Source organism: Enterobacter sp. E14S (genome assembly GCF_055666685.1).
The window spans coordinates 101,826-125,966 of sequence record NZ_JBVODQ010000003.1; the positions used below are offsets into that span (position 1 = coordinate 101,826).

Annotated in this window: 21 protein-coding genes, 1 pseudogene and 1 riboswitch; of the genes and pseudogenes, 9 read left to right on the forward strand and 13 right to left on the reverse strand. The window is 57.1% G+C overall.

Annotated elements, in window-relative coordinates:
* Position 1: 1 nt before the first annotated feature.
* A complete protein-coding gene (locus ACZ6J2_RS08700) occupies positions 2–505 on the reverse strand; it encodes a DedA family protein (RefSeq protein ID WP_471725433.1) in 504 nt (167 codons plus the stop codon).
* A gap of 158 nt (positions 506–663) precedes the next feature.
* A riboswitch (M-box (ykoK) riboswitch) is annotated at positions 664–833 on the forward strand.
* A 60-nt stretch (positions 834–893) separates the two neighbouring features.
* Between ACZ6J2_RS08700 and ACZ6J2_RS08705 the strand changes: the two genes are divergently transcribed.
* Both ACZ6J2_RS08705 and ACZ6J2_RS08710 read left to right on the forward strand, forming a co-directional pair.
* Positions 894–1,895, forward strand: a complete 1,002-nt coding sequence (locus ACZ6J2_RS08705) for a magnesium transporter (protein ID WP_029741838.1) — start codon at positions 894–896, stop codon at positions 1,893–1,895.
* Positions 1,896–2,541: 646 nt separating this feature from the next.
* Complete coding sequence (locus ACZ6J2_RS08710) at positions 2,542–6,159, forward strand: SIR2 family protein (protein ID WP_471725434.1); 3,618 nt, start codon at positions 2,542–2,544, stop codon at positions 6,157–6,159.
* A 162-nt stretch (positions 6,160–6,321) separates the two neighbouring features.
* Here the strand turns inward: ACZ6J2_RS08710 and hpxK are convergent, their stop codons facing one another.
* From hpxK to hpxU, 7 genes are all read right to left on the reverse strand, one after another.
* The gene (hpxK, locus tag ACZ6J2_RS08715) at positions 6,322–7,578 is read right to left on the reverse strand and encodes an allantoate amidohydrolase (protein ID WP_471725435.1); all 1,257 of its coding nucleotides are present in this window, start codon (positions 7,576–7,578) and stop codon (positions 6,322–6,324) included.
* On the reverse strand, positions 7,575–8,816 hold the full coding sequence (locus ACZ6J2_RS08720) for a pyridoxal-phosphate-dependent aminotransferase family protein (RefSeq protein WP_471725437.1): 1,242 nt from the start codon (positions 8,814–8,816) through the stop codon (positions 7,575–7,577). Before ACZ6J2_RS08720 ends, hpxK begins: the two co-directional genes overlap by 4 nt.
* 13 nt (positions 8,817–8,829) lie before the next feature.
* The gene (locus tag ACZ6J2_RS08725) at positions 8,830–9,567 is read right to left on the reverse strand and encodes an amino acid ABC transporter ATP-binding protein (protein ID WP_023327069.1); all 738 of its coding nucleotides are present in this window, start codon (positions 9,565–9,567) and stop codon (positions 8,830–8,832) included.
* Positions 9,548–10,204, reverse strand: a complete 657-nt coding sequence (locus ACZ6J2_RS08730) for an amino acid ABC transporter permease (RefSeq protein ID WP_014883296.1) — start codon at positions 10,202–10,204, stop codon at positions 9,548–9,550. The genes ACZ6J2_RS08725 and ACZ6J2_RS08730 overlap by 20 nt, the downstream gene beginning before the upstream one ends.
* Positions 10,204–10,869 carry an amino acid ABC transporter permease gene (locus ACZ6J2_RS08735; protein WP_032658112.1) on the reverse strand — a complete coding sequence of 222 codons (666 nt, stop codon included), beginning with the start codon at positions 10,867–10,869 and terminating at the stop codon, positions 10,204–10,206. Before ACZ6J2_RS08735 ends, ACZ6J2_RS08730 begins: the two co-directional genes overlap by 1 nt.
* A 4-nt stretch (positions 10,870–10,873) precedes the next feature.
* Positions 10,874–11,656, reverse strand: coding sequence for a transporter substrate-binding domain-containing protein (locus ACZ6J2_RS08740; RefSeq protein ID WP_023311064.1), 783 nt, complete (start codon positions 11,654–11,656; stop codon positions 10,874–10,876).
* Positions 11,657–11,847: 191 nt separating this feature from the next.
* Positions 11,848–12,687: a MurR/RpiR family transcriptional regulator HpxU gene (hpxU, locus tag ACZ6J2_RS08745; protein WP_471725439.1), complete on the reverse strand. Its 840-nt coding sequence runs from the start codon at positions 12,685–12,687 to the stop codon at positions 11,848–11,850.
* Between the two features lie 143 nt (positions 12,688–12,830).
* On the opposite strand from hpxU, the gene hpxW reads away from it, so the two are divergent.
* The 4 genes from hpxW to hpxZ are packed head-to-tail and all read left to right on the forward strand — an operon-like array spanning position 12,831 to position 16,390.
* Positions 12,831–14,414 carry an oxamate amidohydrolase gene (hpxW, locus tag ACZ6J2_RS08750; protein WP_471725441.1) on the forward strand — a complete coding sequence of 528 codons (1,584 nt, stop codon included), beginning with the start codon at positions 12,831–12,833 and terminating at the stop codon, positions 14,412–14,414.
* A gap of 10 nt (positions 14,415–14,424) precedes the next feature.
* The gene (gene hpxX / locus ACZ6J2_RS08755; protein ID WP_047174808.1) at positions 14,425–14,613 is read left to right on the forward strand and encodes an oxalurate catabolism protein HpxX; all 189 of its coding nucleotides are present in this window, start codon (positions 14,425–14,427) and stop codon (positions 14,611–14,613) included.
* On the forward strand, positions 14,610–16,007 hold the full coding sequence (locus ACZ6J2_RS08760; RefSeq protein ID WP_471725443.1) for an AtzE family amidohydrolase: 1,398 nt from the start codon (positions 14,610–14,612) through the stop codon (positions 16,005–16,007). The genes hpxX and ACZ6J2_RS08760 overlap by 4 nt, the downstream gene beginning before the upstream one ends.
* Positions 16,004–16,390 (forward strand): oxalurate catabolism protein HpxZ, encoded by a 387-nt coding sequence (hpxZ, locus tag ACZ6J2_RS08765; protein WP_134866566.1) that lies wholly within the window; start codon positions 16,004–16,006, stop codon positions 16,388–16,390. Before ACZ6J2_RS08760 ends, hpxZ begins: the two co-directional genes overlap by 4 nt.
* 69 nt (positions 16,391–16,459) lie before the next feature.
* On the opposite strand, the gene puuE is transcribed toward hpxZ, so the two are convergent.
* From puuE to ACZ6J2_RS08780, 3 genes and pseudogenes are all read right to left on the reverse strand, one after another.
* Positions 16,460–17,359 (reverse strand): allantoinase PuuE, encoded by a 900-nt coding sequence (puuE, locus tag ACZ6J2_RS08770; RefSeq protein ID WP_471725720.1) that lies wholly within the window; start codon positions 17,357–17,359, stop codon positions 16,460–16,462.
* Positions 17,277–18,152: pseudogene (gene hpxA, locus ACZ6J2_RS08775) on the reverse strand (allantoin racemase). Before hpxA ends, puuE begins: the two are co-directional and overlap by 83 nt.
* A complete protein-coding gene (locus ACZ6J2_RS08780) occupies positions 18,152–18,868 on the reverse strand; it encodes a GntR family transcriptional regulator (protein ID WP_471725444.1) in 717 nt (238 codons plus the stop codon). The pseudogene hpxA and the gene ACZ6J2_RS08780 overlap by 1 nt, the downstream one beginning before the upstream one ends.
* A 144-nt stretch (positions 18,869–19,012) precedes the next feature.
* On the opposite strand from ACZ6J2_RS08780, the gene ACZ6J2_RS08785 reads away from it, so the two are divergent.
* Positions 19,013–20,509 (forward strand): NCS1 family nucleobase:cation symporter-1, encoded by a 1,497-nt coding sequence (locus tag ACZ6J2_RS08785; protein ID WP_471725446.1) that lies wholly within the window; start codon positions 19,013–19,015, stop codon positions 20,507–20,509.
* A gap of 101 nt (positions 20,510–20,610) precedes the next feature.
* Positions 20,611–21,930 carry a guanine deaminase gene (guaD, locus tag ACZ6J2_RS08790; RefSeq protein ID WP_471725447.1) on the forward strand — a complete coding sequence of 440 codons (1,320 nt, stop codon included), beginning with the start codon at positions 20,611–20,613 and terminating at the stop codon, positions 21,928–21,930.
* Here the strand turns inward: guaD and uraH are convergent.
* Together uraH and uraD are read right to left on the reverse strand one after the other, a co-directional pair.
* A complete protein-coding gene (gene uraH, locus ACZ6J2_RS08795; protein WP_471725449.1) occupies positions 21,910–22,233 on the reverse strand; it encodes a hydroxyisourate hydrolase in 324 nt (107 codons plus the stop codon). The genes guaD and uraH overlap by 21 nt on opposite strands.
* Positions 22,230–22,730, reverse strand: a complete 501-nt coding sequence (uraD, locus tag ACZ6J2_RS08800) for a 2-oxo-4-hydroxy-4-carboxy-5-ureidoimidazoline decarboxylase (protein WP_471725451.1) — start codon at positions 22,728–22,730, stop codon at positions 22,230–22,232. Before uraD ends, uraH begins: the two co-directional genes overlap by 4 nt.
* Before the next feature lie 239 nt (positions 22,731–22,969).
* Between uraD and hpxO the strand changes: the two genes are divergently transcribed.
* On the forward strand, positions 22,970–24,124 hold the full coding sequence (hpxO, locus tag ACZ6J2_RS08805) for an FAD-dependent urate hydroxylase HpxO (RefSeq protein WP_471725453.1): 1,155 nt from the start codon (positions 22,970–22,972) through the stop codon (positions 24,122–24,124).
* The last annotated feature ends 17 nt before the right edge of the window (positions 24,125–24,141 follow it).

Consider the following 24,141-nt stretch of genomic DNA (forward strand, 5'->3'; position numbering starts at 1 on the left):
CTCAAAAGGCGCTGATGCCGGTGACGATGCCGACATACAGCGCCGCCCATGCGCAGGCGGAAAGCAGGCTGACGGCGTAGACCTTGACTGCATTCAGCCTGAGCATTCCCGCCGCCAGCGGCACGATGTAGCGCAACACCGCCAGAAAGCGCGACGTAAAAAGCACGATGACGCCGTTCTTTTGCAGCTGATGCTGTACCCGCAAGAACTTATCGGCATGCTTTGAGGTAAAACGCGTGACCAGCCGGGTGCCCCCCATCAGCTGGCCGATATGGTAGTTCAGCACCGAACCCGCCGTTGCCCCTAGCACCACGGCCAGCCACGTCAGCGCGGGATGCATGCTCGCCTGGCTGACGGTAATGCCCGCCAGCAGCATCACCGAGGCGGGCGGCAGCACGGAGGAGATCAGCACCGTCGATTTACTCAGCGCCATCACAAATAACAGCGCGAAAAGATGTGCCGGATACAGCGCAAAATGATTCAGCAGATTATCAAACCACGCCATTTTACCCTCTCCCTGAATTATTTAATCCTCCATTAGAAATGAATTAACCTAAATAAACCCTCAACATTTTATTAATAAAAATCGTCTAAACCGTTCTTAAACATTATTTAACTTTCTGAGCGGTAAATTTAAATAAGCGTATTATTCCTCTCGTTTTACAACGATCTCGTTATGGCGAGGCTCCTGTACAAATACACGTTATCGCTCTGGTGGGTTCGAGAGAACCGGCACAGGGTAAAACAGGCACTGTCGAATCAAGGCTTTGTCAGTATAACTTCCCTCGCGGGATACGGTGTACAGTGCTGAACCCAGGACGTGGGGATCTCCTCTTCGACATGCCCTGTCTTGCTCGCCCCTGAGAGATGTTATTATTCAAAGGGAATTCACTATGTCTTACGCTATTCACAACCAGAATCTGGCATTCAATGACAGCGCCATTGCGCAATATATGAATACCGATTTTATTGTCCTCGATATTTCATTATGCGTGGCGCTGGCGCGCGAGCAATTCTTCGAAAAATTAAAAGACGACGATATTCCGTCTCATATTTTTATTGAAGACAATGGCCGCCTGGCGGGCATGATTGCCGTGCGCAAATTGCTGCAAACCGCCGATACGGTACAGCCGGTGAAATCGCTGATGATTTCGCAGTTTTTGCAGGTCAAACCGGAGGATGAACGTGCCGACGTTGCCGGACTGCTGGCGCACGGCGGCGCGGATGTGGTGCCCGTGGTCACCCACGGCAAGCTCGTCGGCTGCCTGACCGAGCGCGAAATCGCCCATCTGCTGGAAGATGACGTCACCGAAGACGCCCAGCTTCAGGGGGCGACGCTGCCGCTGGAGAAGCCCTATCTGGACACCAGCCCGTATAGCCTGTGGAAGAAACGCTCCGTCTGGCTGCTGCTGCTGTTTGTCGCGGAGGCCTACACCAGCTCGGTGATCCAGCATTTTGAAGAGGCGCTGGAGTCCGCCATCGCGCTGGCGTTCTTTATTCCGCTGCTGATCGGCACGGGCGGCAACAGCGGGACGCAGATCACCTCCACGCTGGTGCGCGCCATGGCGCTGGGGGAAGTCCGCCTGCGCGACGTTGGCCGCGTGCTGCGTAAAGAGATGACCACCTCGCTAATGATTGCCGCCACGCTCGGTATCGCCGGGTGCATTCGCGCCTGGATGATGGGGATTGGGCTGGAAATTACGCTTATCGTCAGCCTGACGCTGGTGTGCATTACGCTCTGGAGTGCGATCGTGTCGTCCGTGATCCCGATGGTGCTCAAGCGCTGCGGCATTGACCCGGCGGTCGTCTCCGCGCCGTTTATCGCGACGCTTATCGACGGTACCGGGCTGATTATCTACTTTAAGATCGCGCAATATACGCTGGGTCTGGAGTAATCTTGTGAGCACCTCTTTCACGTGATTGAGGTGCTCACTCCGCTACACATCACCAAGTTGATGCGCAATCTCACGCAGCTGCTGGGCCAGCGCTTGGAGGTTTATCATATCCTCGTCCAGCTAACTAACACTCACGCCGGCGAGTAAGACAAATCGAAGACATTTACATAGCGCTGTCTTTATCACTGTCAAGAAGGCGCTGCGTCTATACAACCACCTTATCCTCAAATTCAGATCAATGGTCATCGCCGTCAGTGCCAGATAGTTGATAAGATGAATTATGAACAACGTTACTTATTTCTCATCTGTAGAACATCTGTTGCCCGCTAGACAACACATTTGAGCGAGCTGTTATAGCCAGAATCAGCATGGTTAAGAGCATGTATCACCACTTAACACAAATTACTCATTTGGTGCCAGTTCATCTATCTCTTGCCAGTGCATCACTCGAACCTTCACTTAACCAATGAAGGTTCAGTAATCGTGAAAAATGATGTAATTGTCAAACATGTAGATTTGTAGATGTATATCTTTTTTAAACTTTAAATGTAAAAAAATCATAATGATGATAGGATCATAGTGTTCACTAGATTATATTATTTAAAATGGCTAATTTCATCACTAACATATTGAAAGATATCACAACATGGAAAAATTAAACTCTATATTTTCGCAAGATGATACTATTCTTTTTATAGGATCCGGGGTTTCATTGTGGTCAGGGCTACCATCATGGAGTAGGTTGATTGAAGAATTGGCGGATTTTATTGAGCAAAATGGTAATGATGCTAAGTTGGTACGCTCAGAAGCTATGCGAGGTGATTTGTTACAAGCTGCCAGTTATGGGTTCGATCAACTTACAAAGCATCAGATGGGTGAATTCATTCGTAAAGCCTGTCGCTATGGATATGCAAAACCTCACGATATTCATCATAAGATCATATCTCTTGGACCAAGTTGTTTCATAACAACCAATTATGATGATCTAATTGAACAAAGTCTGCGTAAATGGCAGCCAGAAATATTTTATCGCCCTCCTATAACAAATCGACACTTAACTGAAACTGCTGAGATTGTACATGCCAGAGCTACAAATTTTATATTTAAACCTCATGGAGATGCCAGTGATAGTGAGAGTATTATTTTAACAAGAGAACAGTATCGATTGCTATCAGCTCAGGGAGAACGACACTCTGCACTTGAATCGGTAAAAATGCTCTTAGCAAGTCGACCTGTAGTATATATTGGTTTTGGGCTCCGTGACCCAGATTTTATATACTTAAGAGATCTACTCGCCAATATTTATAAAGGCGGAACTAGAGATCATTATGCGATCATGGCAGATGTCAATGATTCAGAAATAGCATACTGGAGAAAAAACTATGGCATTCATCTAATTAATTATACCACCACTGAAAATGCTGATAATTCTAGGAATCATCAACAATTACTTGACCTGCTTGACAAGTCAATAGCGAATTCTCATCAAAGGAAAGAAACTGAAATTTTTGAAACAACATCATTTGAAATGATACTTTCTTTGGCTCGTCATGCATCATCTATGATGCATGTTACGAAGTCATCCCCCGAGTTTACCATTCGTGTAAATCAAATAATCCAAAAAAATGTTGCTTCTAACAGGTATGACCTTTATAACGATAATAGTGTGGTGAATACATTCTTGGATTCAGGGCCCAGGCAGGCTATCATCATCGGCCTTCCAGGCTCAGGAAAGAGTTATTCTTTAAAACAAGCCGCAGCGATGTATGCGGAAAGACTCCATCACATATGTCTAGCTGATGAATTTGACACAAAGTTAGTAACAATACCCATATTCGCAGATTTGAAACTTTATTCAGGAAATCTTAAAGAGCTAATAAATCAAACACTACCAAGAAGCTTGGATATTAACAATATTTTAAAGACATTCAAATTAAAAATATTTTTAGATTCTTTCAATGAAATGCCAAGGGATTTCTTAGAAAGTGGTAAATATGAACTTGACTTTCAGCAATTCATTCAAGAGTTTGAAAGTTCCGCTATAATTATAAGTTCAAGAACAAGTGATGGGTTAGACAAACTTAATTTCCCAATTTATAATTTAAATCAAATTGATAAAGTTTCTGTTGACAAAGAACTATTAAGATTAGGATTCAAAGTAGCCGGCCGATTTAGCTATGAAACCTATCAACTTATCCAGCGTCCTTTTTATTTTCGGCTGATTGAAAATGGCTCTTTGGCACTTGATAATGAGACCCATCCTAGAGATTTTTTCAAAAAATATTTTAGTAACGTTAATAATGATTTCTTTATTCGGTTTGGCTTCAATATTCATATAGAGAAAATACTTTCTCCTGTTGCATATAATGCTCTCAATCGCGGAGAAGAAATATTTCCAACAATTAATTTAATCAACGCATTTTCTGAGATACTAGAGCATTTAAACGTAGAAAAAACATCATCACAAGATATTGCAAATTGGCTTATATCTAAATCATTAATACTACCATATATAGGTGGTAAAATTGGCTTTATACACCAATCGATAACTGAATATCTTGCAGCGACCGAATTATCAAGACTATATATAAATGACCGAAATTGTCTGAAAGACAAAATAAGACTTACACGATGGGATCAATCTTTATTCCTTACATTGAGTTTATTAGATGATAATGATGCCTCTACATTCCTTAAAGATGTAATAAATGCTGATTATTGCTTATCACTCGAAGCTGCCAAGTATATTGAAATAGGCCGAGATGAGATTGTAGCAAAATTACTTGAAAACATGTTAAATATTAAAGAAAAAAATTTCAACAGACAATGGAATATAGCAAGTTCTCTAGAGTTTAAACTTCCCCTAAACGATGTTCATGTACCACAACTAAAACAAATAATCGAAAAAGGCGACACTCTTGGAGGTGCGGCAGTTAAACGTCTCGTGGAAATAAAAGGTTCTGAAGTAAAAGATTATGTCTTAAATTTATTAATTCATAAAAGAAATGATTTCAATCTCTGCAGAAACGGCATTGCTCCAGCCCTAAAACCATTCATTACAAAAAACGATGCTGAAACTATAGTTAAAATGATAGACCTAGTGCAGGATAATAATATACTTGATGATGATTGTTACGAAGATGAGTTTAGCGGACTTGTAAGTGGAGCTTCAGAAATTTTTTCACATCTTGATCTTTCAGAGATTAAAGAGTATTTCATTCCAAAAAAATCTGCGCCCTTAAGGCTCACATTAAGAACTAAAATTTTATGTGAAATACTTAGTAACCATCATACAAACGAAGCACTAAATATTGCCGCAGATTTGTTATTGCTTTATCCTAAACAACTATCCATTACAATATTCTTCATTGTTAAATTTGGAGATGAATCGAGTCAACTATCATGGGATAAATTTACTCTGCAACATATCATGATATTAATGAATTATATTGAAAAAGATGATGGTGATGATAAAAAATGGAGTTTAGATACTTTGCAATATATATTGCAAGGAAGAGATGATTTAGCTAATAAATTTAAAGAAATTATTGCAAGTAAAGAAATGATTATCCAAGCTGTATATTTGACCTGTTTAAATAATAACACTGCATTACTATTTGATATTTTTAAAAGATTAATAGACATGGAGCCACATGAAAGAAAAACTCAAAAGATTTTCCTATTAAATGGTTATGATATCGATTGGTCGAGCCAGGAACAGCTTTTTTTAGAGATTTTAGAGACACGTGACAAAAATCTTGTCGGTGCAACATTCAGTGCTAGCTTGCCCACTGAAATTAAAAATTTAGCTCCCTTGCATATTAATAATATATTATGGATCCTTGAGTGGCTTCAAGATCTTACTCAACAACGAAATAGTGATGATTATCAATTCATTCAAAAGCTTGGTTCATTTTTTGGCAAACATACAGACGGCCAAACACAGGGTTTGTTTATGGATGAATTTAATAAAAGCGAGTCAAAATACAGAGAGATAATCCATAAGTTTATATTTAGATTTATGGAAAATATAAATATTGACGCATTTAGCTATGATGCCATAAATTACCTGCTGGATGATCTTTCAAATAAAAATGCTGTTTCTTCTTTTCATGGCCATATAATTGGAAGAATTGCATCTGAAACTTTTATTGATGAGACTCTTTTACCGCTATTACACAGTTCCGATTCTATATTAAGAGAAAATGTTAATGAAATTTTGATCCAAGCTGGCTCTCGCCTTGGACGTAGATATCTTAATTAGAACATTAATATAGCCCGATCGATTTATGTCGGGCTTATTTTCATTAAAATTATTCCTAGTAAAAAATCCTAGCAATAACCCCATAAAATACTAATTAGGATTTAAATCATCATTTTATTATAAATAAATGAATCCTTATAAGTTAGGCTGGGAAAAGACGCTTTACACCTCATTCAGCTGGTTGAGGTGCTTCGTTGCACCAAGCGTTCTCACCGCCCGCCCAAATGCCTCAATCGCCAGGGCGACATCTTCAGCCATCACCGATTCCGCCGGATGGTGGCTGACGCCCCCTTTGCAGCGCACAAACAGCATGCCGACCGGCCAGCGTTCCGCGATGGCAATCGCGTCGTGTCCCGCACCGCTGGGCAGCGATAGCGAGCGACCCTGTACCGATGTAACGGCCTCCCCCAGCACGTTTTGCAGGTGGATATCGCACGGCGTGGCGGCAATGCGGTAAAACTCCTCGGCGCTGAAGTCCAGACCGCGGCGCGATGCGATCGCCTGCGCATGTTCCAGCAGGTCGTTAAGCAACCGATCCAGCGGCGCATCCTGCGGCCCGCGAATATCCAGCGAGAGCTGAACCTCGCCGGGGATCACGTTCACCGCCCCCGGCAGGCAGCGCAGCTCGCCAACCGTCGCCACCAGGTTCCCGCCCTGCTGTCGGGTAGCGTTTTCAATGATAACCATCCACTCGGCGGCGGCGGCCAGCGCGTCCCTGCGGTGGAGCATCGGCACGGTTCCCGCGTGCCCGGCCTCGCCGGTGAAGCGGCAGTTCAGACGGCGCGCGCCGTTAATGGCTTCCACCACGCCAAGGGCGAGCGCCTCCTGCTCAAGGCACGGCCCCTGCTCAATATGCAGTTCCAGATAGGCGCTGAAATCCTCCTGACGGCGCGCGGCATGCAGCACGCGGGCAGGATCGAGCCCCATCAGGGTCATCGCCTGCGCCACGCTGATTCCGCTGGCGTCGGCTTTTTCCAGCCAGCCCTGCGGCCAGGTGCCCGTCAGCCCCCGGCTACCTAACAGCGTAATGCCAAAGCGGGTTCCCTCTTCGTCGCAAAAGCCGACAATCTCGATGGCCTGGGCCAGATGCACCCCCTGCTGGTGCAGGCTGTCCACCACCTCAATGGCGGTGAGCACCCCGAGCATGCCGTCGTAGCGCCCGGCGTTGCGCACGGTATCGAGATGCGAGCCGAGCAGCACCGCCTGCGCCCCTTCCTGCGCGCCCTCATAGCGACCGCAGATATTGCCCACGCTGTCCTGCCAGACGGTCATTCCCGCCTGGCTCATCCACTGCCCCACCAGCTGGTTGGCCTGCAGATGCTGGGTGGAGAGATAAACCCTCGTCAGCGCATCCGGGGTTTCGCTGATGGCGGCCAGCGCGTCGGCGCGGGCCATCACCCGTTCTGCCGCCGGGCTCATTGTGGCGTCTCGCGACGATAGTGGTCCCACGCGGCCTGCATGGCGGCCCCCTGCGTGGTGGTGAATTTCAGGTAGTTCAGGACTGACTCCAGCGCGCTCAGGGTGGTCATCACGCAATCCTTGCGCGCGTTGTAGCCCATGGTGCCAATGCGCCACACTTTGCCGTGCAGCGGGCCAAACGAAGTGCCGATTTCAATCCCGAAATCCTCCAGCATCAGCTTACGTACCTGGTCGCCGTTGACGCCCTGCGGGATAACCACGCCCAGCACGTTGTTCATCTTGTGCTTCAGGTCGCCGAATGTCTCCAGCCCCATCGCCTGAATGCCCTTCAGCAGCGCATCGCCGTGCAGCTTATGGCGCGCGATGCCGTTATCCAGCCCTTCCTGCAGGATCAGACGCGCACACTCGCGGGCGCCAAACAGCGCGGTGGTGGCTTCGGTATGGTGGTTAAGGCGCTCCGGCCCCCAGTAGTCCATCACCATGCCGAGATCGAAATAGTTGGAGTAGATCATTTCCTCGTCGCCGTCGCGGTGGGCGTCGGTGCGAATGCCCTCCTCCACGCACTTGCGGCGGCGGATCGCCTCTTCCATCCGCGCGCTCAGGGTTATCGGCGAGGTGCCCGACGGGCCGCCGAGGCACTTCTGCATCCCGGCCGAGACGGCATCCAGCCCCCAGGCGTCGGTCTCCAGCGCGTTACCGCCGAGCGACGCGGTGGCATCGGTGTAGAACAGCACGTCGTAGCGTTGGCAGATCGCGCCAAGCTCGGCGAGCGGCTGCAGCATGGTGGTGGAGGTGTCGCCCTGCACCGTCAGCAGCAGGCGCGGACGAACACGCTTAATCGCATCCTCCACCTGGTCGGGGGTAAACACCTCGCCCCACGGCACCTCGATGGTATGCACCTCCGCGCGGCAGCGGCGGGCAATTTCGCACAGCAGATGACCAAAGCGGCCAAAGACCGGCACCAGCACCTTATCTCCCGGGCGGATGGCGGAGACCAGAATGGCTTCAATTCCCGCGCGGGAAGTGCCGTCCACCAGCATCGTCCAGCGGTTTTCGGTGCGGAACACCCCGCGATAGAGCGCCATCACCTCGTTCATGTAGTGGGTCATGGCCGGATCGTACTGGCCGATCAGCTGGCTCGACATGGCGCGCAGCACGCGCGGGTCGGCGTTGATCGGGCCCGGCCCCATCAGCAGGCGCTGGGGCGGGTTGATTTGCGGAAAGCGTGCGATATCCATTGTTAAGTCCTTATCAGTTGAGGCCGCGCACGGAGGAGATGAACTGCTTCAGTTCCGTGGTCTGCGGGTTGGCGAACAGCGTTTTGCTGTCGCCCTGCTCCCAGACTTTCCCCTGGTGCATAAACACCACGCGGTCGCCCACTTCGCGGGCAAAATTCATTTCATGGGTAACCAGTATCAGCGTCATCCCTTCGGCCGCCAGCTGCTCCAGCACCTTGAGCACTTCGCCCACCAGCTCCGGGTCGAGCGCGGAGGTGATCTCGTCGCAGAGTAAAACTTTAGGCGACATGGCCAACGCCCGGGCAATCGCCACGCGCTGCTGCTGGCCGCCGGAGAGGCTCGACGGGTAGTAATCCAGACGATCGCCTAAGCCCACTTTCTCCAGCATCTGCTGCGCCAGCGCCCGACATTCGGCGGCGCTTTTCTTCAGCACCCGACGCGGGGCGAGCATCACGTTTTCCAGCGCCGTCATGTGCGGGAACAGGTTGAAGCTCTGGAACACCATCCCGACCGAGCGGCTGATTTCGCGCGCCTGAGAGTCCCGGTCGGTAATGGTCATGCCGCCCAGCTTGATGCTGCCGTCCTGATAGCCTTCCAGTCCGTTGATGCAGCGCAGCAGCGTGCTTTTGCCCGATCCGCTGCGCCCGATAATGGAGATCACCTGGCCCATGTCGATATCCAGATCGACGCCCTTGAGCACGTGGTTATCGCCGTAGTACTTCTGCACCTGATTAATGGTGATGAGAGGCATTGAATTTCGTCTCCAGATAGCGGCTGTAGCGGGACAGCGGATAACACAGAATAAAGTAGCCGAGCGCCACCAGCGCAAAGACCTTAAACGGCTGATACGTCACGTTGGTCAGCATGGTCCCGGCCTTGGTCAGCTCGATAAAGCCGATAATCGACGCCAGCGCGGTCCCCTTGATCACCTGCACGGCAAAGCCGACCGTCGGCGCAATGCCGATGCGCAGCGCCTGCGGGGCGACTACGCGAAACAGGGTCTGGCCAAAAGTCAGCCCCAGACAGCGCGACGCTTCCCACTGCCCCTTCGGCAGCGCGCGAATACTGCCGTACCAGATATCGAGCAGAAACGCGCTGGTGTAGAAGGTGAGCGCCAGCGAGGCGGCGGTCCACGGCGAGACGTCGATGCCGAACAGCGCCACGCCGAAGAAGGCCAGGAACAGCTGCATCAGCAGCGGCGTGCCCTGAAACAGCTCAATATAGCCGCGGATGATGCGCTTCACCGTGCGTCCGCCCGTCAGGCGCAGCAGCAGGAGCGGCAGCGTTACCACCGCCCCGCCGACAAACGCCACCAGCGACAGCAGCACCGTCCAGCGTCCGGCCAGCAGCAGGTTGCGAATAATGTCCCAGTCGGTAAAGGTGGTCATCATGCCTGCACCCCCAGCCATTTGCGTCCCGCCGCCATCATCAGCTGGCGCAGGGTAATCGACAGCGCTAAGTAAATCCCGGTTGTCACCAGATAAACCTCAAAGCTCAGAAACGTTCTGGACTGGATCAGGTTGGCTGCGAAGGTCAGCTCTTCATACGAGACCTGCGACACCACCGACGAGCCGAGCATCACGATGATGCACTGGCTCACCAGCGCCGGGTAAATGCGCTGCAGCGCGGGCGGCAGCACCACGCGGATAAAGGTCTGCAGGCGGGTCAGCCCCAGCACGCGTCCGGCTTCCCACTGCCCTTTCGGCGTAACCTGTATGCCCGCGCGGATAATCTCGGTGCTGTAGGCGCCCAGGTTCACCACCATAGCCAGCAGCGCCGCTTCCCCCGCCGTCATCTTCAGCCCGAGATTCGGCAGGCCGAAGACGATGAAAAACAGCTGCACCACAAACGGCGTGTTGCGGATAATTTCCACGTACGCGCCCCAGATCCGGCTGAACCAGGTGGTGCGTCCGCTGCGGATCGCCGCCCCGAAAATGCCTATCGCCAGGCCGCCGACGGTCGCCATCACCGTCAGCTGAATAGTGACCCACAGCCCCGCCAGCAGCTCCGGCCAGTGCGGCCAGAGCGCGGAAAAATCAAGTTGCTCCGTCATCGGCTCAGGCGCCAAGGTTGGCCGGCAGCGGGGCCTTCAGCCATTGCTCGGACAGGCCGTTCAGCGTGCCGTCCTTGATGCCCTGCTCAATCAGCGCGTCCACTTTTGCCTTCAGGGCCGGTTCGTTTTTCTTAAGGCCAATAAAGCACGGCGAATCTTTCAGCATAAAGCTCGGCACGGGAGCTTTATCCGCGTTCTGGCGCGAAATGGCCGCCACCACGAGGTTGCCGGTTGCCACGTACTGCACCTGTCCGGAGAGGTAGGCGGAGAGCGTGGTGTTATTATCTTCGTAGCGCTTCACGTCCGCGTCTTTCGGCGCCAGGCCGGTCAGCACCATGTCCTCCACCGCCCCGCGCGTCACGCCGATGGTTTTTCCGCTCAGCGCGGCGGCATCTTTCAGCTCAGCGCCTTTCGGACCAAACACGCCGAGGAAGAACGGCGCGTAGGCGCGGCTAAAGTCGATCACCTTCTCGCGCTCCGGGTTTTTACCGAGGCTGGAAATGACCAGATCCACCTTATCGGTTTGCAGGTACGGCACGCGGTTGGCGCTGGTCACCGGTACCAGTTGCAGCTTGAGCTTCATCTGTTTGGCAAGATAGCGCGCCATGTCGATGTCATAGCCCTGCGGCTGCAGGTCGGTCCCCACCGAGCCAAACGGCGGGAAGTCCTGCGGAACGGCAATGCGAATGGTGCCGCGCTTCTCGATATCCTGAAGCTGGTCAGCCTTTGCCGGCAGCTGTGTGAAGAGGCATGCGGCCCCGGCCAGTGCAATCAACAATTTTTTCATGGTGCTTCCCCGTAACGTTAACATGAAACAAAAGATTCTTTGAATGTGTTTTTGCAACTAATGTGCCAGTTAAGGCGAAGCGGGAAATATTGTTGTGAAGCCTGATAAAACGCGGACGGGTCGAAAAAACGTGCGTTTCTCCGACCCGTCAGCTGCACCATTTCAATGCAAAGCACCAGCCTGATGCCCCATTATCGCTGTTCGAGCTCGTCCAGTTGCAGGTATAGGGAGGCAATGTCGTGAATGCGCGGGCGGCCTTTATCGAGAATTTCATGCAGGAAGGCGTTCGCCAGCAGGTTAATCAGGCTGTTGACCGAGGAGTAGCTGTCATAGGCCGAGACGCTGTCCAGCGGGGCGCAAAGCTGCCAGCTCGCCAGCGGAAACAGGCTGTGCGCCTGCGGCTCGCACATCAGCAGCACCGGAATACCGCGGCTCTGAAGCTGCTGCATCAGCGGGCGGATGATGCGCGGGCGGCGGCGAAAGGCCATCATGACCACCAGATCGTCCGGCGTTAAATCCACCAGCTCCTCGCTCAGGCTCTGCCCCGGCTGCGGCAGGACCAGCACCTGACCGCGCGCCTGCAGCAGCTGCTGGCGCAGGTGCAGCGCCGCCGGATAGGCGTTACGCATGCCGATAATGACGATGCGCCGCGCCTTCACCATGCAGGCCATCGCGTCGGCAAACTGCTGCGCGTCGAGGGCATTGACCCACTGGGTCAGGTTCGCCATCTCCTGCTTATAGTGGCGCGCCAGCAGCGTATTGCCCTGCACCGCGTCGCGGTTATCGGTGAGCGGCATCCCGCTCTGGCGCAGGGTGCGCAGCTCGTCACGCATATCCTTATATTTCTCATAGCCCAGACGCTTAAACAGGCGGCTGACCGTGGCTTTCGACACCCCGCTCAGCTGCGCCAGCTCGGCGCTGTTGTAGCTAATGAGATCGTCAAAATGATCGAAAATAAAGTCCGCCACCCGCTGCTCCTGCGGCGACAGCGACGGGTACTGTGCTTTCAGACGTTCATCCAGTTGTTCCATAGCGCCTCTGTAACTTTTGTTTCATCACATTGTACCTTTTATTATGCGTATTCATTATACGTGCCAGTTTACTGAAACTTTTCTTTCAGAACTGGAACAGCTTTTGCAGCGCCTTGTGACTTTCAGGGTTACGAGGACTCTTCATGCAAAGTAATGTCTCCACGCACGGCATGGCCGTTGCGCCCCACCATCTTGCCAGCCAGAGCGCCCTGGCGGTGCTGCGCGAAGGCGGCAGCGCGATAGAGGCGATGGTCGCCGCGGCGGCCACCGTTGCCGTGGTTTACCCCCACATGAACGGGCTGGGCGGCGATGGCTTCTGGCTTATCGTGCCGCCGGACGGCGAACCTGTCGCCATTGATGCCAGCGGCGCGGCGGGATCGCGCGCGACGCTCGCCGCCTACGACGGTCTGGCGCACATCCCTCATCGCGGACCACAAGCGGCGCTGACCGTCGCCGGCACGGTGAGCGGCTGGGACGAGGCGCTGAAGGTCTCGCGCGAGATGACCGGCAAGGCGCTGCCGCTGGCTCGCCTGCTGGCCGACGCCATTGACTATGCGAAGAACGGCACGCCGGTCACGGCCTCTCAGGCCCACGCCACGGCCAGCAAATTCGACGAGCTGAAGGACGTGCCCGGCTTCGCGGAAACCTGGCTTGTGGACGGCAAGCCGCCAGAGGTCGGGAGCCGCTTTTACCAGCCCGCCATGGCCACAACGTTGACGCGCCTGGTGGAGGACGGTCTGGACAGCTTTTACCGCGGCCCGCTGGCGGACGTGCTGGCGCACGGCATGGAGACGCTGGGCCTGCCCGTGACGCTGGCCGATCTTAACGCGCACGCTGCCCGGCGAACCGCGCCGCTGAAGCTGCTGCATCAGCAGGGCGAGATCTTTAACCATGCCCCGCCGACGCAGGGGCTGGTCTCGCTGGCGATACTCGGCATCACCGACCGCCTGAACATGGCCGAGGCTGACGACGCCGACACCATTCACCGCATCGTTGAAGCCACCAAGCTGGCCTTTGGCCTGCGCGATGCCCACATCGCCGACCCGCGCGAGCTGAAAACCGATATTCAGGGTCTGCTGGATCCCGCCGCCCTGCAGGCGCTTGCCGACAGGGTTGACGACGGCCGCGCCGCGCCGTGGGGGACCGGAAAAGGCCCCGGCGATACGGTGTGGATGGGAGTGATGGATAACAGCGGGCTCGCCGTGTCGTTTATCCAGAGTATCTATCACGAGTTCGGCAGCGGCGTGGTGCTGCCCGACACCGGCATCGTCTGGCAGAACCGCGGCGCGTCTTTCAGTCTCGATCCCAATCATCTTCTGGCCCTCGCGCCGGGCAAGCAGCCCTTCCATACCCTGAACCCGGCGGCGGCGCGTCTTAAGGACGGGCGCGTGATGGTCTACGGATCGATGGGCGGTGACGGACAGCCGCAAACCCAGGCCGCGCTCTTTACCCGCTACGCGATTCAGGGCGTGCCTTTACAGGAAAGTATTTCCCGCCCGCGCTGGCTGCTGGGTCGCACCTGGGGACAAACCTCGGACACGTTAAAGCTGGAAGGACGCTTTACCGCTGAGACGGTCTCACGGCTTCAGGCACTCGGACACGAGGTGGAAATGTTCCCTGACTTCAGTGAGGCGATGGGCCACGCGGGCGCGATTGTCCGCCACCCCAACGGGCTATTCGAAGGGGCATTTGACCCGCGCAGCAACGGCGCGGCCGCCGGATTCTGAGGAGAAAACAATGACGACACAACAACCCGACTGGCAGGCGTATCTGGCGCAAATGGAGTCCGTTCTCGGCGTAACGCTGGACGATGCCCGCCGCGCCGAGCTGCAGGTGCAGTTCAGCCGCATAGCAAGCATGGCCGCCCCGCTGATGGCGCTGCCGCTCGACGACCGTCTGGAGATCGCAGGAGTGTACAAAGCATGAGGCTACACGAGATGAGTATCAGCGCGATCCAGCATGCGCTGGGCGCGGGCGAGCTGAGCGCTCGCGAGATTGCTCGCCAGACGCTGGAGGCGATTGCGCGCGTTAACCCGCAGATCGGCGCCTGGACCGCCGTGACGGAAGCACGCATGCTCGCCGAGGCCGAGAGCATCGATACCCTACGCCGCGAAAAGCGCCCCCTGCCGCCGCTGGCGGGCGTGCCCTACGCGGTAAAAAACCTCTTCGACGTTGCCGGTCACACCACCCTCGCCGGGGCAGAGCTGTTCAGCCAGCGCCCCGCCGCGGCCGCTGACAGCTTCGCGGTGCGCCAGCTGCGCAGCGCGGGCGGGCTGCTGACCGGGATGGTGAATATGGACGCCTACGCCTACGGCTTCACGACCGAAAACAGCCACTACGGCACGACGCGTAACCCGCACGATCTGGCGCGCATTGCGGGCGGGTCGTCCGGCGGCTCGGCCGCCGCCGTGGCCGCCGGGCTGGTGCACTTTTCGCTCGGCACCGACACCAACGGCTCTATTCGCGTTCCGGCCTCCCTGTGCGGCATCTATGGCCTGAAGCCCACCTTTGGCCGCCTGTCGCGATCCGGCAGCCATCCGTTTGTCGCGAGCCTCGATCATATCGGCCCCTTTGCCCGCCGCGTGTGCGACCTGGCGTCCGTATACGATGCGCTGCAGGGCCGGGACAGCAGCGACGCTTTTCAGGCAGAGAGCTCGCGCGAGCAGACGCGTCCCCTGCTCGACCGCGGGCTTGACGGCCTGCGCTGCGCGGTGCTCGGCGGCTACTTCACCACCTGGTGCGATGCGGATGCCAGAGACGCCGTGGCGCGGGTGGCGAAGGCGCTCGACGTGCGGGATGAGCTGCAGTTCCCGGACGCCGAGCTGGCGCGCTCCGCGGCGTTTATCATTAGCGCCTCCGAAGGGGGAAACCAGTACCTGCCCGCGCTTCGCCGCGAGCCCGAACGTTTTGAGCCGCACTCCCGGGAACGCCTGCTGGCAGGCGCGATGATCCCCTCCGCCTGGTACATTCAGGCCCAGCGGTTTCGCGCGCACGCCCGGCAGGCGTTTAAAACCCTGTTCGCGCAGGCCGACGTGCTGATCGCTCCGGCAACGCCGCGCAGCGCCACGCTCGCGGGTGAGCAGACCATGGAGATTAACGGCCAGGCGCTCCCCATTCGCGCCAGCATGGGGATGCTGACCCAGCCGATTTCATTTCTGGGCCTGCCCGTGACCACCGTTCCGCTGCGTACCGCCAAGGGTGCGCCGATTGGCCTGCAGCTGATTGCCGCGCCGTTTAACGAGCAGGCCTGCCTGCGCGTCGCGCGCGTGCTGGAAGAGAGTGGGATAGCCGATGCCCGCCCGGCGGAGGTGGCCGCATGATGAATCACGATGACATTAACCTGCCGTGGGTGGTTGTCGAGGTGACCGCCGCGTTTTATCGCTATGAAGACGCGCTGGTGAGCAACAACGTTGCGGTGCTGGACGAGCTGTTCTGGCACGACAAAAACACGGTGCGTCTGGGGGCGGGTGAAAACCTGTACGGGATTGATGAAATCCGCGCCTTTCGGGCGGCGCGCCCCGCCGCCGGTTTACAGCGGACGCTGCGCCACACCGTGATCACCACCTTCGGGGAGGATTACGCGGTGTGCAGCACCGAGTTTACCCGCGAGGGGACGGAACGCATTGGCCGCCAGCAGCAGACGTGGGTGCGGTTTGCCTACGGATGGCGGATCGTGGCGGCACAGGTGAGTTTGATGGTGTAACGCCACCGGGAATACGAGGTCCTGTAGGCCGGGTAAGGCGCAGCCGCCACCCGGCTAAACACGGCACACTTACTTCTTAAACGGATGCACCTCCCGCCAGTGGTCAGCAATCTGCTGGCGGGTACAGACCCACACCCGCTCGTGCTGCTGCACGTAATCGAGGAACCGCTGCAGCGCGCGAAAACGCCCCGGCCGCCCCAGCAGGCGGCAGTGCATGCCGATGGACATCATCTTCGGCGCGCTTTCCCCCTCTTCGTACAGCACGTCAAAACTGTCCTTCAGATACGTATAGAACTGCTCGGCGGTGTTAAACCCCTGCGCGGTGGCGAAGCGCATGTCGTTCGCATCCAGCGTATACGGCACGATCAGGTGCGGTTTACGTGAGCCATCGCCGCAGGCCACTTCCGTCCAGAAGGGCAGGTCGTCGCCGTAGTAGTCGCTGTCATAGTCGAAGCCGCCGTGCTCCACCACCAGCTGGCGGGTGTTGGGGCTGTCGCGCCCGGTGTACCAGCCCGTCGGCGGCTTGCCGAAAAGGTCGGTCAACACGTGCACCGCCTTGTGCAGGTGTTCGCGCTCCTGGCTGATATCCATGCTCTGGTAGTGGATCCAGCGCCAGCCGTGGCTGACCACGTCGTAGTCCGCTCCCTTGATTGCCTCGACGATCTCCGGGTGACGCGCCAGCGCCATCGCCACGCCAAAGACCGTCAGCGGCAGGCCGCGCTTTTGAAATTCATTGTGGATCCGCCAGAACCCGGCGCGGCTGCCGTATTCGTAGAGGGAGTCCATCGACATGTGCTTATCCGGGTAGCTGGCCGCGCCGATAATGTCCGACAGGAACTGCTCGGATCCAGCATCGCCGTGCAGAACGTGGTTCTCCGCCCCTTCCTCATAATTGAGCACAAACTGCACGGCGATGTGCGCCTGATTCGGCCACCGCGCGTGCGGCGGGTTGCCCGCGTAGCCGCGCAGATCCCGCGGGTAATCCTGTTCAAAAAGCCCCATTGCCACCCCCAAAAAATTAAAATGGATTCAGTGCCTGAAACTGTCCGCTTAACGCTTTTTTCTCGGGGAACGCCAGATCCCCGTGCTTGCTGGTCGACAGCCCCAGCGCCACCAGCGATTCCACCATCTTCACCGCCGCGCTGACGCCGTCGATGACCGGCACGCGCAGCTCGCGCGTGAGCTCCTGCGCCAGCGTCGCCATGCCGCCGCAGCCCAGCACGATGGCGCCGCAGCCGTCCTCTCTCAGCGCCTGTATACAACGCGCGCGCACCTTCTCCTGCGCCAGATCGCTGCCGTCCTCCAGCGCCAGCACCGGGAGATCGATAGCGTGCAGCGCCGCGCAGCGATCGTGAAAGCCATACTGGTGCAGCAGATGGCGGGCAATAATCAGCGTGCGCGGCAGCGTGGTGACCACCGAAAAGCGCGTCGCCACCAGCGTCGCCATATGCATGGCGGCTTCGGCGATGCCGACCACCGGCCCCTGCGCCAGCTCGCGCGCCGCCAGCAGGCCCGGATCGCCAAAGCAGGCGATGACGTGACCGTCGACGCCCTGCTCTCTGCCGAGCTTGACCTGTTCGAGAACCCCCACGGCGGCGATGGCCTCATCAAAGTGGCCTTCTATCGACGGCACGCCCGCGCTGGGGCAGACCGCGAGGATCTCCGTCCCCGGCGCCGCCACCGCGCGGGCCGCCGCGCCGATGGTTTCCGTCATCGCGAGGCTGGTGTTGGGGTTGATCACTTGTATACAGACAGATGACATTACGACTCCTTGTGGCCGGCAAACAGCCGGGCAAAATCAGGCAGGCACTCGCCCGCCCGCTCGAAGCAGAGGCTGGCGACAATATGTTCAAAATGGTGCATGAGGGCATCGCTGAGCGGCTGGAGCGCCTTCTGGCGCAGCAGATCCACCAGCTGTTCGTGATCGTTACAGCGGCAGCCCTGACGCCACGGCGCGCCCCAGGCGGCAATCACCAGCGACGAGCGCTGGCTCAGGCCGGTCACCATCTCCGTCAGCACCTGGTTGCCGGAGATGGCCTGCAGCTGAATGTGGAAATTGGCGGAGTGGCGAATTGCCGCCGGGCCGTCGTACGCCTCGTGCGCCTGCTGCTCCTGGCGAATGATGGCCTCCAGCGCGGCAAGGTGCGGCGGCTGGCAGCGGGCCAGCACGTCCGGCAGGTTGGCGACCTCCAGCAGGGCGCGGGTGCGGAAGATGTGCTGCGCCTCTTCCACCGTCGGGCTGGCAACGTGTGCACCACGCTTGGGCGTTAAGGTGACCATTTGCACAGCCGCGAGTCGTTGAAGCACCTTGCGGATGCCCGTGCGGCTTACGCCAAAGACCTCGGCCAGCGCCTCCTCCGGCAGTTTGCTCCCCGGCAGCAGCTGATGTTCGACAATCGCGGTCATCAGCGCCTGAAAGATCGATTCGTCTTTGTCATGCAGGTCTGGCGCGGTCTGCAGGGCGTTTATGTTGTTCATTCACCACTCCGTCTTTTACTCTTCGTTATCGAATCGTATACATAAAAATAAAATATTGCATACAAGATTTATTATTTTGGCCTGGATCCTGCAACACCGTCTGCACTCCCGCTTAACGGGTTTTCATTCACAGGAGCAGGTTTCATGCCAAACAGTCAAAACGCGCAACAGGGTACGGCCGCTGATTCCGGTGCGGTTTACAGCCCACGTCTTTGCAATGAGGATCTGGCGCCGACGCGTGACCAGAACTGGGGCTGGTACAACATCTTTTCGTTCTGGATGTCGGACGTTCACAGCATGGGGGGTTATGTTGTCGCCGCGAGCTTCTTTACGCTCGGTCTGGCAAGCTGGCAGGTGCTGCTCTGCCTGCTGGTGGGGATTTGCATCGTGCAGCTGTGCGCCAACCTGGTGGCCAAACCGAGCCAGATGGCGGGCGTGCCCTACGCGGTAATCAGCCGTCAGGCGTTTGGCGTGTTCGGGGCCAATATTCCGGCGGTGATCCGCGGGCTGATCGCCTTTGCGTGGTACGGCATTCAGACCTATCTGGCCGCCAACGCCCTGATGCTGGTGGCGCTGAAGTTCTGGCCGTCGCTCTCTTCGCTCACCACCGGCGCATTTCTGGGCCTGTCGCATCTCGGCTGGATCTGCTTTGCCATTATGTGGGTACTGCAGGCGATGGTTTTCTGGCACGGCATGAGCGCCATCAAGCGCTTTATTGATATCGCCGGTCCGGCGGTCTACGTGGTGATGCTGGCCCTCGCAGGCTGGATTGTATACAAGACCGGTTTTGACGGCATTTCCTTCACTCTCGCCAGCAAATCCCTGAGCGCGGGCGAGCAGACCTGGCAGATGATCACCGCGACCGCGCTGGTGGTGTCTTACTTCTCCGGCCCGCTGCTCAACTTTGGCGACTTCTCCCGCTACGGCAAAAGCATGGGCGAGATCCGCCGCGGCAACCGCTGGGGCCTGCCGTTTAACTTCCTGCTGTTCTCCATCGTCACCGTGGTGATTGTCTCCGGCACCCAGTCGCTGTTTGGCCGCATGATCACCGACCCGATCGAAACCGTCAGCCGCGTGGGCAACGATCTGGCCGTGGCGATCGGCCTGCTGACGATGATCACCGCTACCATCGGGATCAACATCGTCGCGAACTTCGTCTCCCCGGCGTTTGATTTCTCTAACTGCTCGCCGCAGAAGATCAGCTTCCGCACCGGGGGCATGATTGCCGCCGTCGGCTCGATCCTGCTTACCCCGTGGAACCTGTTCAACTCGCCGGAGCTTATCCACTACACCCTGGACGTGCTCGGGGCGTTTATCGGCCCGCTGTTCGGCATTCTGATTGCCGACTTCTACCTGATTAAGCGCGGCAAGGTGTCGGTTGACGATCTGTTCGACGACACGCCAAAGGGCAAATACTGGTACCGCAACGGCTTTAACCCGAAAGCCATTGGCGCGCTGATCCCGTCCGTTGCCGTAGGCCTGGTGATTAGCTTTATCCCGGCCCTGCATGAGGTGGCGAACTTCAGCTGGTTTATCGGCGTCTTCCTCGGCGGCGTGACCTACCGCTGGCTGGCGCGGGAAGATCGTGAGACGGCGGGCGCGACGTCGTTCAGCTCCCGCGTGGCGACGCAAAAAGAGTAACTTCCTCCTTCCGGCCGCAGGGTATCTGCGGCCCATCCATTTTTTGGCACCGTTCTTGCTGCGCCTTATCACCCCGCTACGCAAACACTAAGGCAGGAACCATGATGGATTACCAGACAGCGATCCGCGGTGCATTTTTTGATATTGCCCAGGTCTGCGACAGCGCAGACGCGATTGCCCAACACGCGCGCTACCTTGAGGACGGGCTGCTGTTTATACAGAGCGGGAAAATTCTGGCGCAGATGCCGTGGCAGGAGGGCGAGCAGTATCTTGACCCCCACAAGGGCTACACCGACCTGCGCGGCAGGCTGTTGTTGCCCGGTTTTGTCGACACCCACGTCCATTATCCGCAAACGGAGATGATCGGCGCCTTTGGCGAACAGCTGCTGGAGTGGCTGACCACCTACACCTTCCCGGTGGAGAGCCAGTTTGCCGATGAAGCCTACGCGAAAGAGATCGCCGAATTTTTCATTCACCAGCTGGTAAGCAACGGCACCACCACCGCGCTGGTGTTTTGCACGCTGCATCCGGAATCGGTCGAGGCGCTGTTTACCGAAGCCCTGCGCCTCAACATGCGCCTAATCGCCGGAAAGGTGATGATGGACAGACACACCCCTGACTACCTGAGCGAAGACGCGAAGCAGAGCGACCGGCAGACGCGGGCGCTGATCCAGCGCTGGCACCACCGGGGACGGCTGGGCTACGCCATTACCCCGCGCTTTGCCCCGACCTCATCCCCCGAGCTGCTCGCCGCGGTCAGCCTGCTCAGAGAGGAGTTCCCGGATACCTGGATACAGACCCACCTGAGCGAAAACCCCAACGAAGTGGCCTGGGTGAGCGACCTCTGGCCGGAGCACGAGCGCTATCTGGACGTGTATCACCACTACGGCCTGACCGGCGAGCGCAGCGTGTTTGCCCACGCGATTCACCTTCACCACAGCGAGTGGCAGTGCCTGCATGACACCGGTTCGGCGGTGGCGTTTTGCCCCACCTCTAACCTGTTTCTCGGCAGCGGGCTGTTTCGCCTGCCCGCCTGCTGGCAGCACAAGGTCAGGATGGGCATCGGCACCGACGTCGGCGCGGGCACCACCTTCAGCATGCTGCGCACCCTGGGGGAAGCCTACAAGGTCGGCCAGCTTCAGAGCTACCGCCTGCGCGCCAGCGAGGCGTTTTACCACGCCACGCTGGGCGGCGCGCACGCCCTCAGGCTCGACGATAAGATTGGCAACTTCGCGCCCGGCAAAGAGGCGGATTTCGTGGTGATCGACCCTGACGTGACGCCGCTGCAGCGCCTGCGCAATCGCCGCTGTCAGGATATCTACGAGCAGCTTTTTGTGCTGATGACCCTCGGCGACGAGCGCAACATCAGCGAGACCTGGGTCAACGGCGAGCGGGTGTGGTCAACTTCCCCGGTAGGTTGACCACCCGCCGGGCGCAATCACAAACGGCAGGTGGAAATGCTCGTCTGCCGCTTCTCCCGTCACAAAATCAATTTGCGCGCAGGGATAGAGCGTGTCGCGACCGGTTTCGCTAAACCACTCGCCGATCTCGGCCACCAGCCGATAGCGGCCTGCGGGCAGAGAGGGAACGAACGCGGCGATGCGCCCCTGGGCGTTGGTCACGCCCGTGGCCAGCGTGTTCCCGTCCTGTTGTAGATGGACCGTCACGCCCTCTGCGGGTTTGCCCGTCGAGATATCGAGAATATGGGTGCTGAGTGTGCTCATTCGCTAATGACTCCTTCCAGCCGTAGCAGCGTAATTTCCCGCAGCTGTTCCAGCGCGGCACGGACTTCCTGCGCGTCGCTGTTCTCCAGCCGCGCGTGCAGCGCCTGTAAAATCTCCTCGCCGCTGCGGCCCTTCGCGCGGATCAGAAAGACGCGTCCGAAGCGGGTCTCGTAGCGGGCATTGCCCTCGCGCAGCGCCTGGGCAAGGTCAGCATCGCGATCGTTCACCGCGCCCTGCTCCTGGCGCGACAGCGCCGCCTCCGCCTGTGAACCTGCGGGCTTTTCCCCGATGCGCGGATGGGCGCTCAGAGCCTGCGCCAGCGCCGCTTCGTCCCAGGTTTGCGTCAGCGCATTTGCCGTATCGAACAATTCGTCCCGGCTGGCGTATGGCCGCCCGCGAACCAGCGCATCGGCCCAGCCGGGGAGCGCCACGCAGGGGTGAATCAGCGCTAACGCCTTTTCGTGGGAAAGATGATTGAACTCATGCAGTGCGAACATAGCGTCTCCTTTATTGTCTTCCTCCGGGCTGTTGCACAAACCACGCCACTCTGAGCGCGGGCGTGAAACAGTCGATTCCGTATAGCTCAACTGGAAATTTTTGATTCAAAAAAAGGCACGCTCACCGCGTTTGCGCACCTTAGCAGTGCAAACGTAGCCCTCACAACGCCGTTTTCGCCACTCTGCAGCCTGGTACGCAAATTGCTGAATGTCTTTACACCCTGCAAAAGGAGAGAAGCATGAGAGCAATCGTCATTGGTGCGGGTATTGGCGGCCTGAGCGCCGCCGTCGCGCTGAAGAAAGCGGGCATCGACTGTACCGTGTTTGAAGCCGTCAAAGAGATCAGGCCCGTCGGGGCGGCCATCTCCATCTGGCCTAACGGCGTGAAATGCATGCAGCACCTCGGCATGGGCGACATCATCGAGACGTACGGCGGTCCAATGCGTTTTATGGCCTACAAGGATTACCGGCGCGGCGACACCCTGACCCGCTTCAGCCTTGCCCCGCTGGTTGAGCGTACCGGCGGGCGCCCCTGCCCCGTCTCGCGCGCTGAACTTCAGCGCGAAATGCTGGATTTCTGGGGGCGCGACAGGGTGCAGTTCGGCAAGCGCGTCGAACGCGTAAGCGAAGACGACGCGGGCGTGAGCGTGACCTTCACCGACGGCACCACGGCAGCCGGCGATTTTCTGATTGCCGCCGACGGCAGCCACTCCGCCGTGCGCCCGTACGTGCTGGGGTATACCCCCGAGCGCCGCTACGCCGGGTACGTGAACTGGAACGGGCTGGTGAAGATTGACGAAGAGATTGCCCCGGCGCACCAGTGGACCACCTTCGTTGGTGAAGGCAAACGCGTGTCGCTGATGCCCGTTTCCGGCGGACGCTTCTACTTCTTTTTTGACGTGCCGCTGCCCGCGGGCCTGGCGGAGGATCGCACCACCCTGCTCGCCGATCTCACGGGCTACTTCCGCGGATGGGCGCCGCCGGTGCAGAAGCTTATCGCGGCGCTGGATCCTGAAACGACCAACCGCATTGAAATCCACGACATTGAGCCGTTCGACAGCCTGGTGCGCGGCAACGTCGCGCTGCTCGGCGATGCCGGGCACAGCACCACGCCGGATATCGGCCAGGGCGGCTGTGCGGCGATGGAAGACGCCGTGGTGCTGGGTGAGTGCCTGCGTGAAAACCACAGCATTACGCTGGCGCTGCGCCAGTACGAAGCGCTGCGCTGCGACCGGGTGCGCGACCTGGTGCTGAAGGCGCGTAAACGCTGCGACGTCACCCACGGTAAAGACATGGCGTTGACGCAGGCCTGGTATCAGGAGCTGAAAGAGGAGACCGGGGAGCGCATCATCAACGGTCTGTGCGAGACCATTCAGGGCGGCCCGTTAGGCTGAACGTAAGAGGGATTACG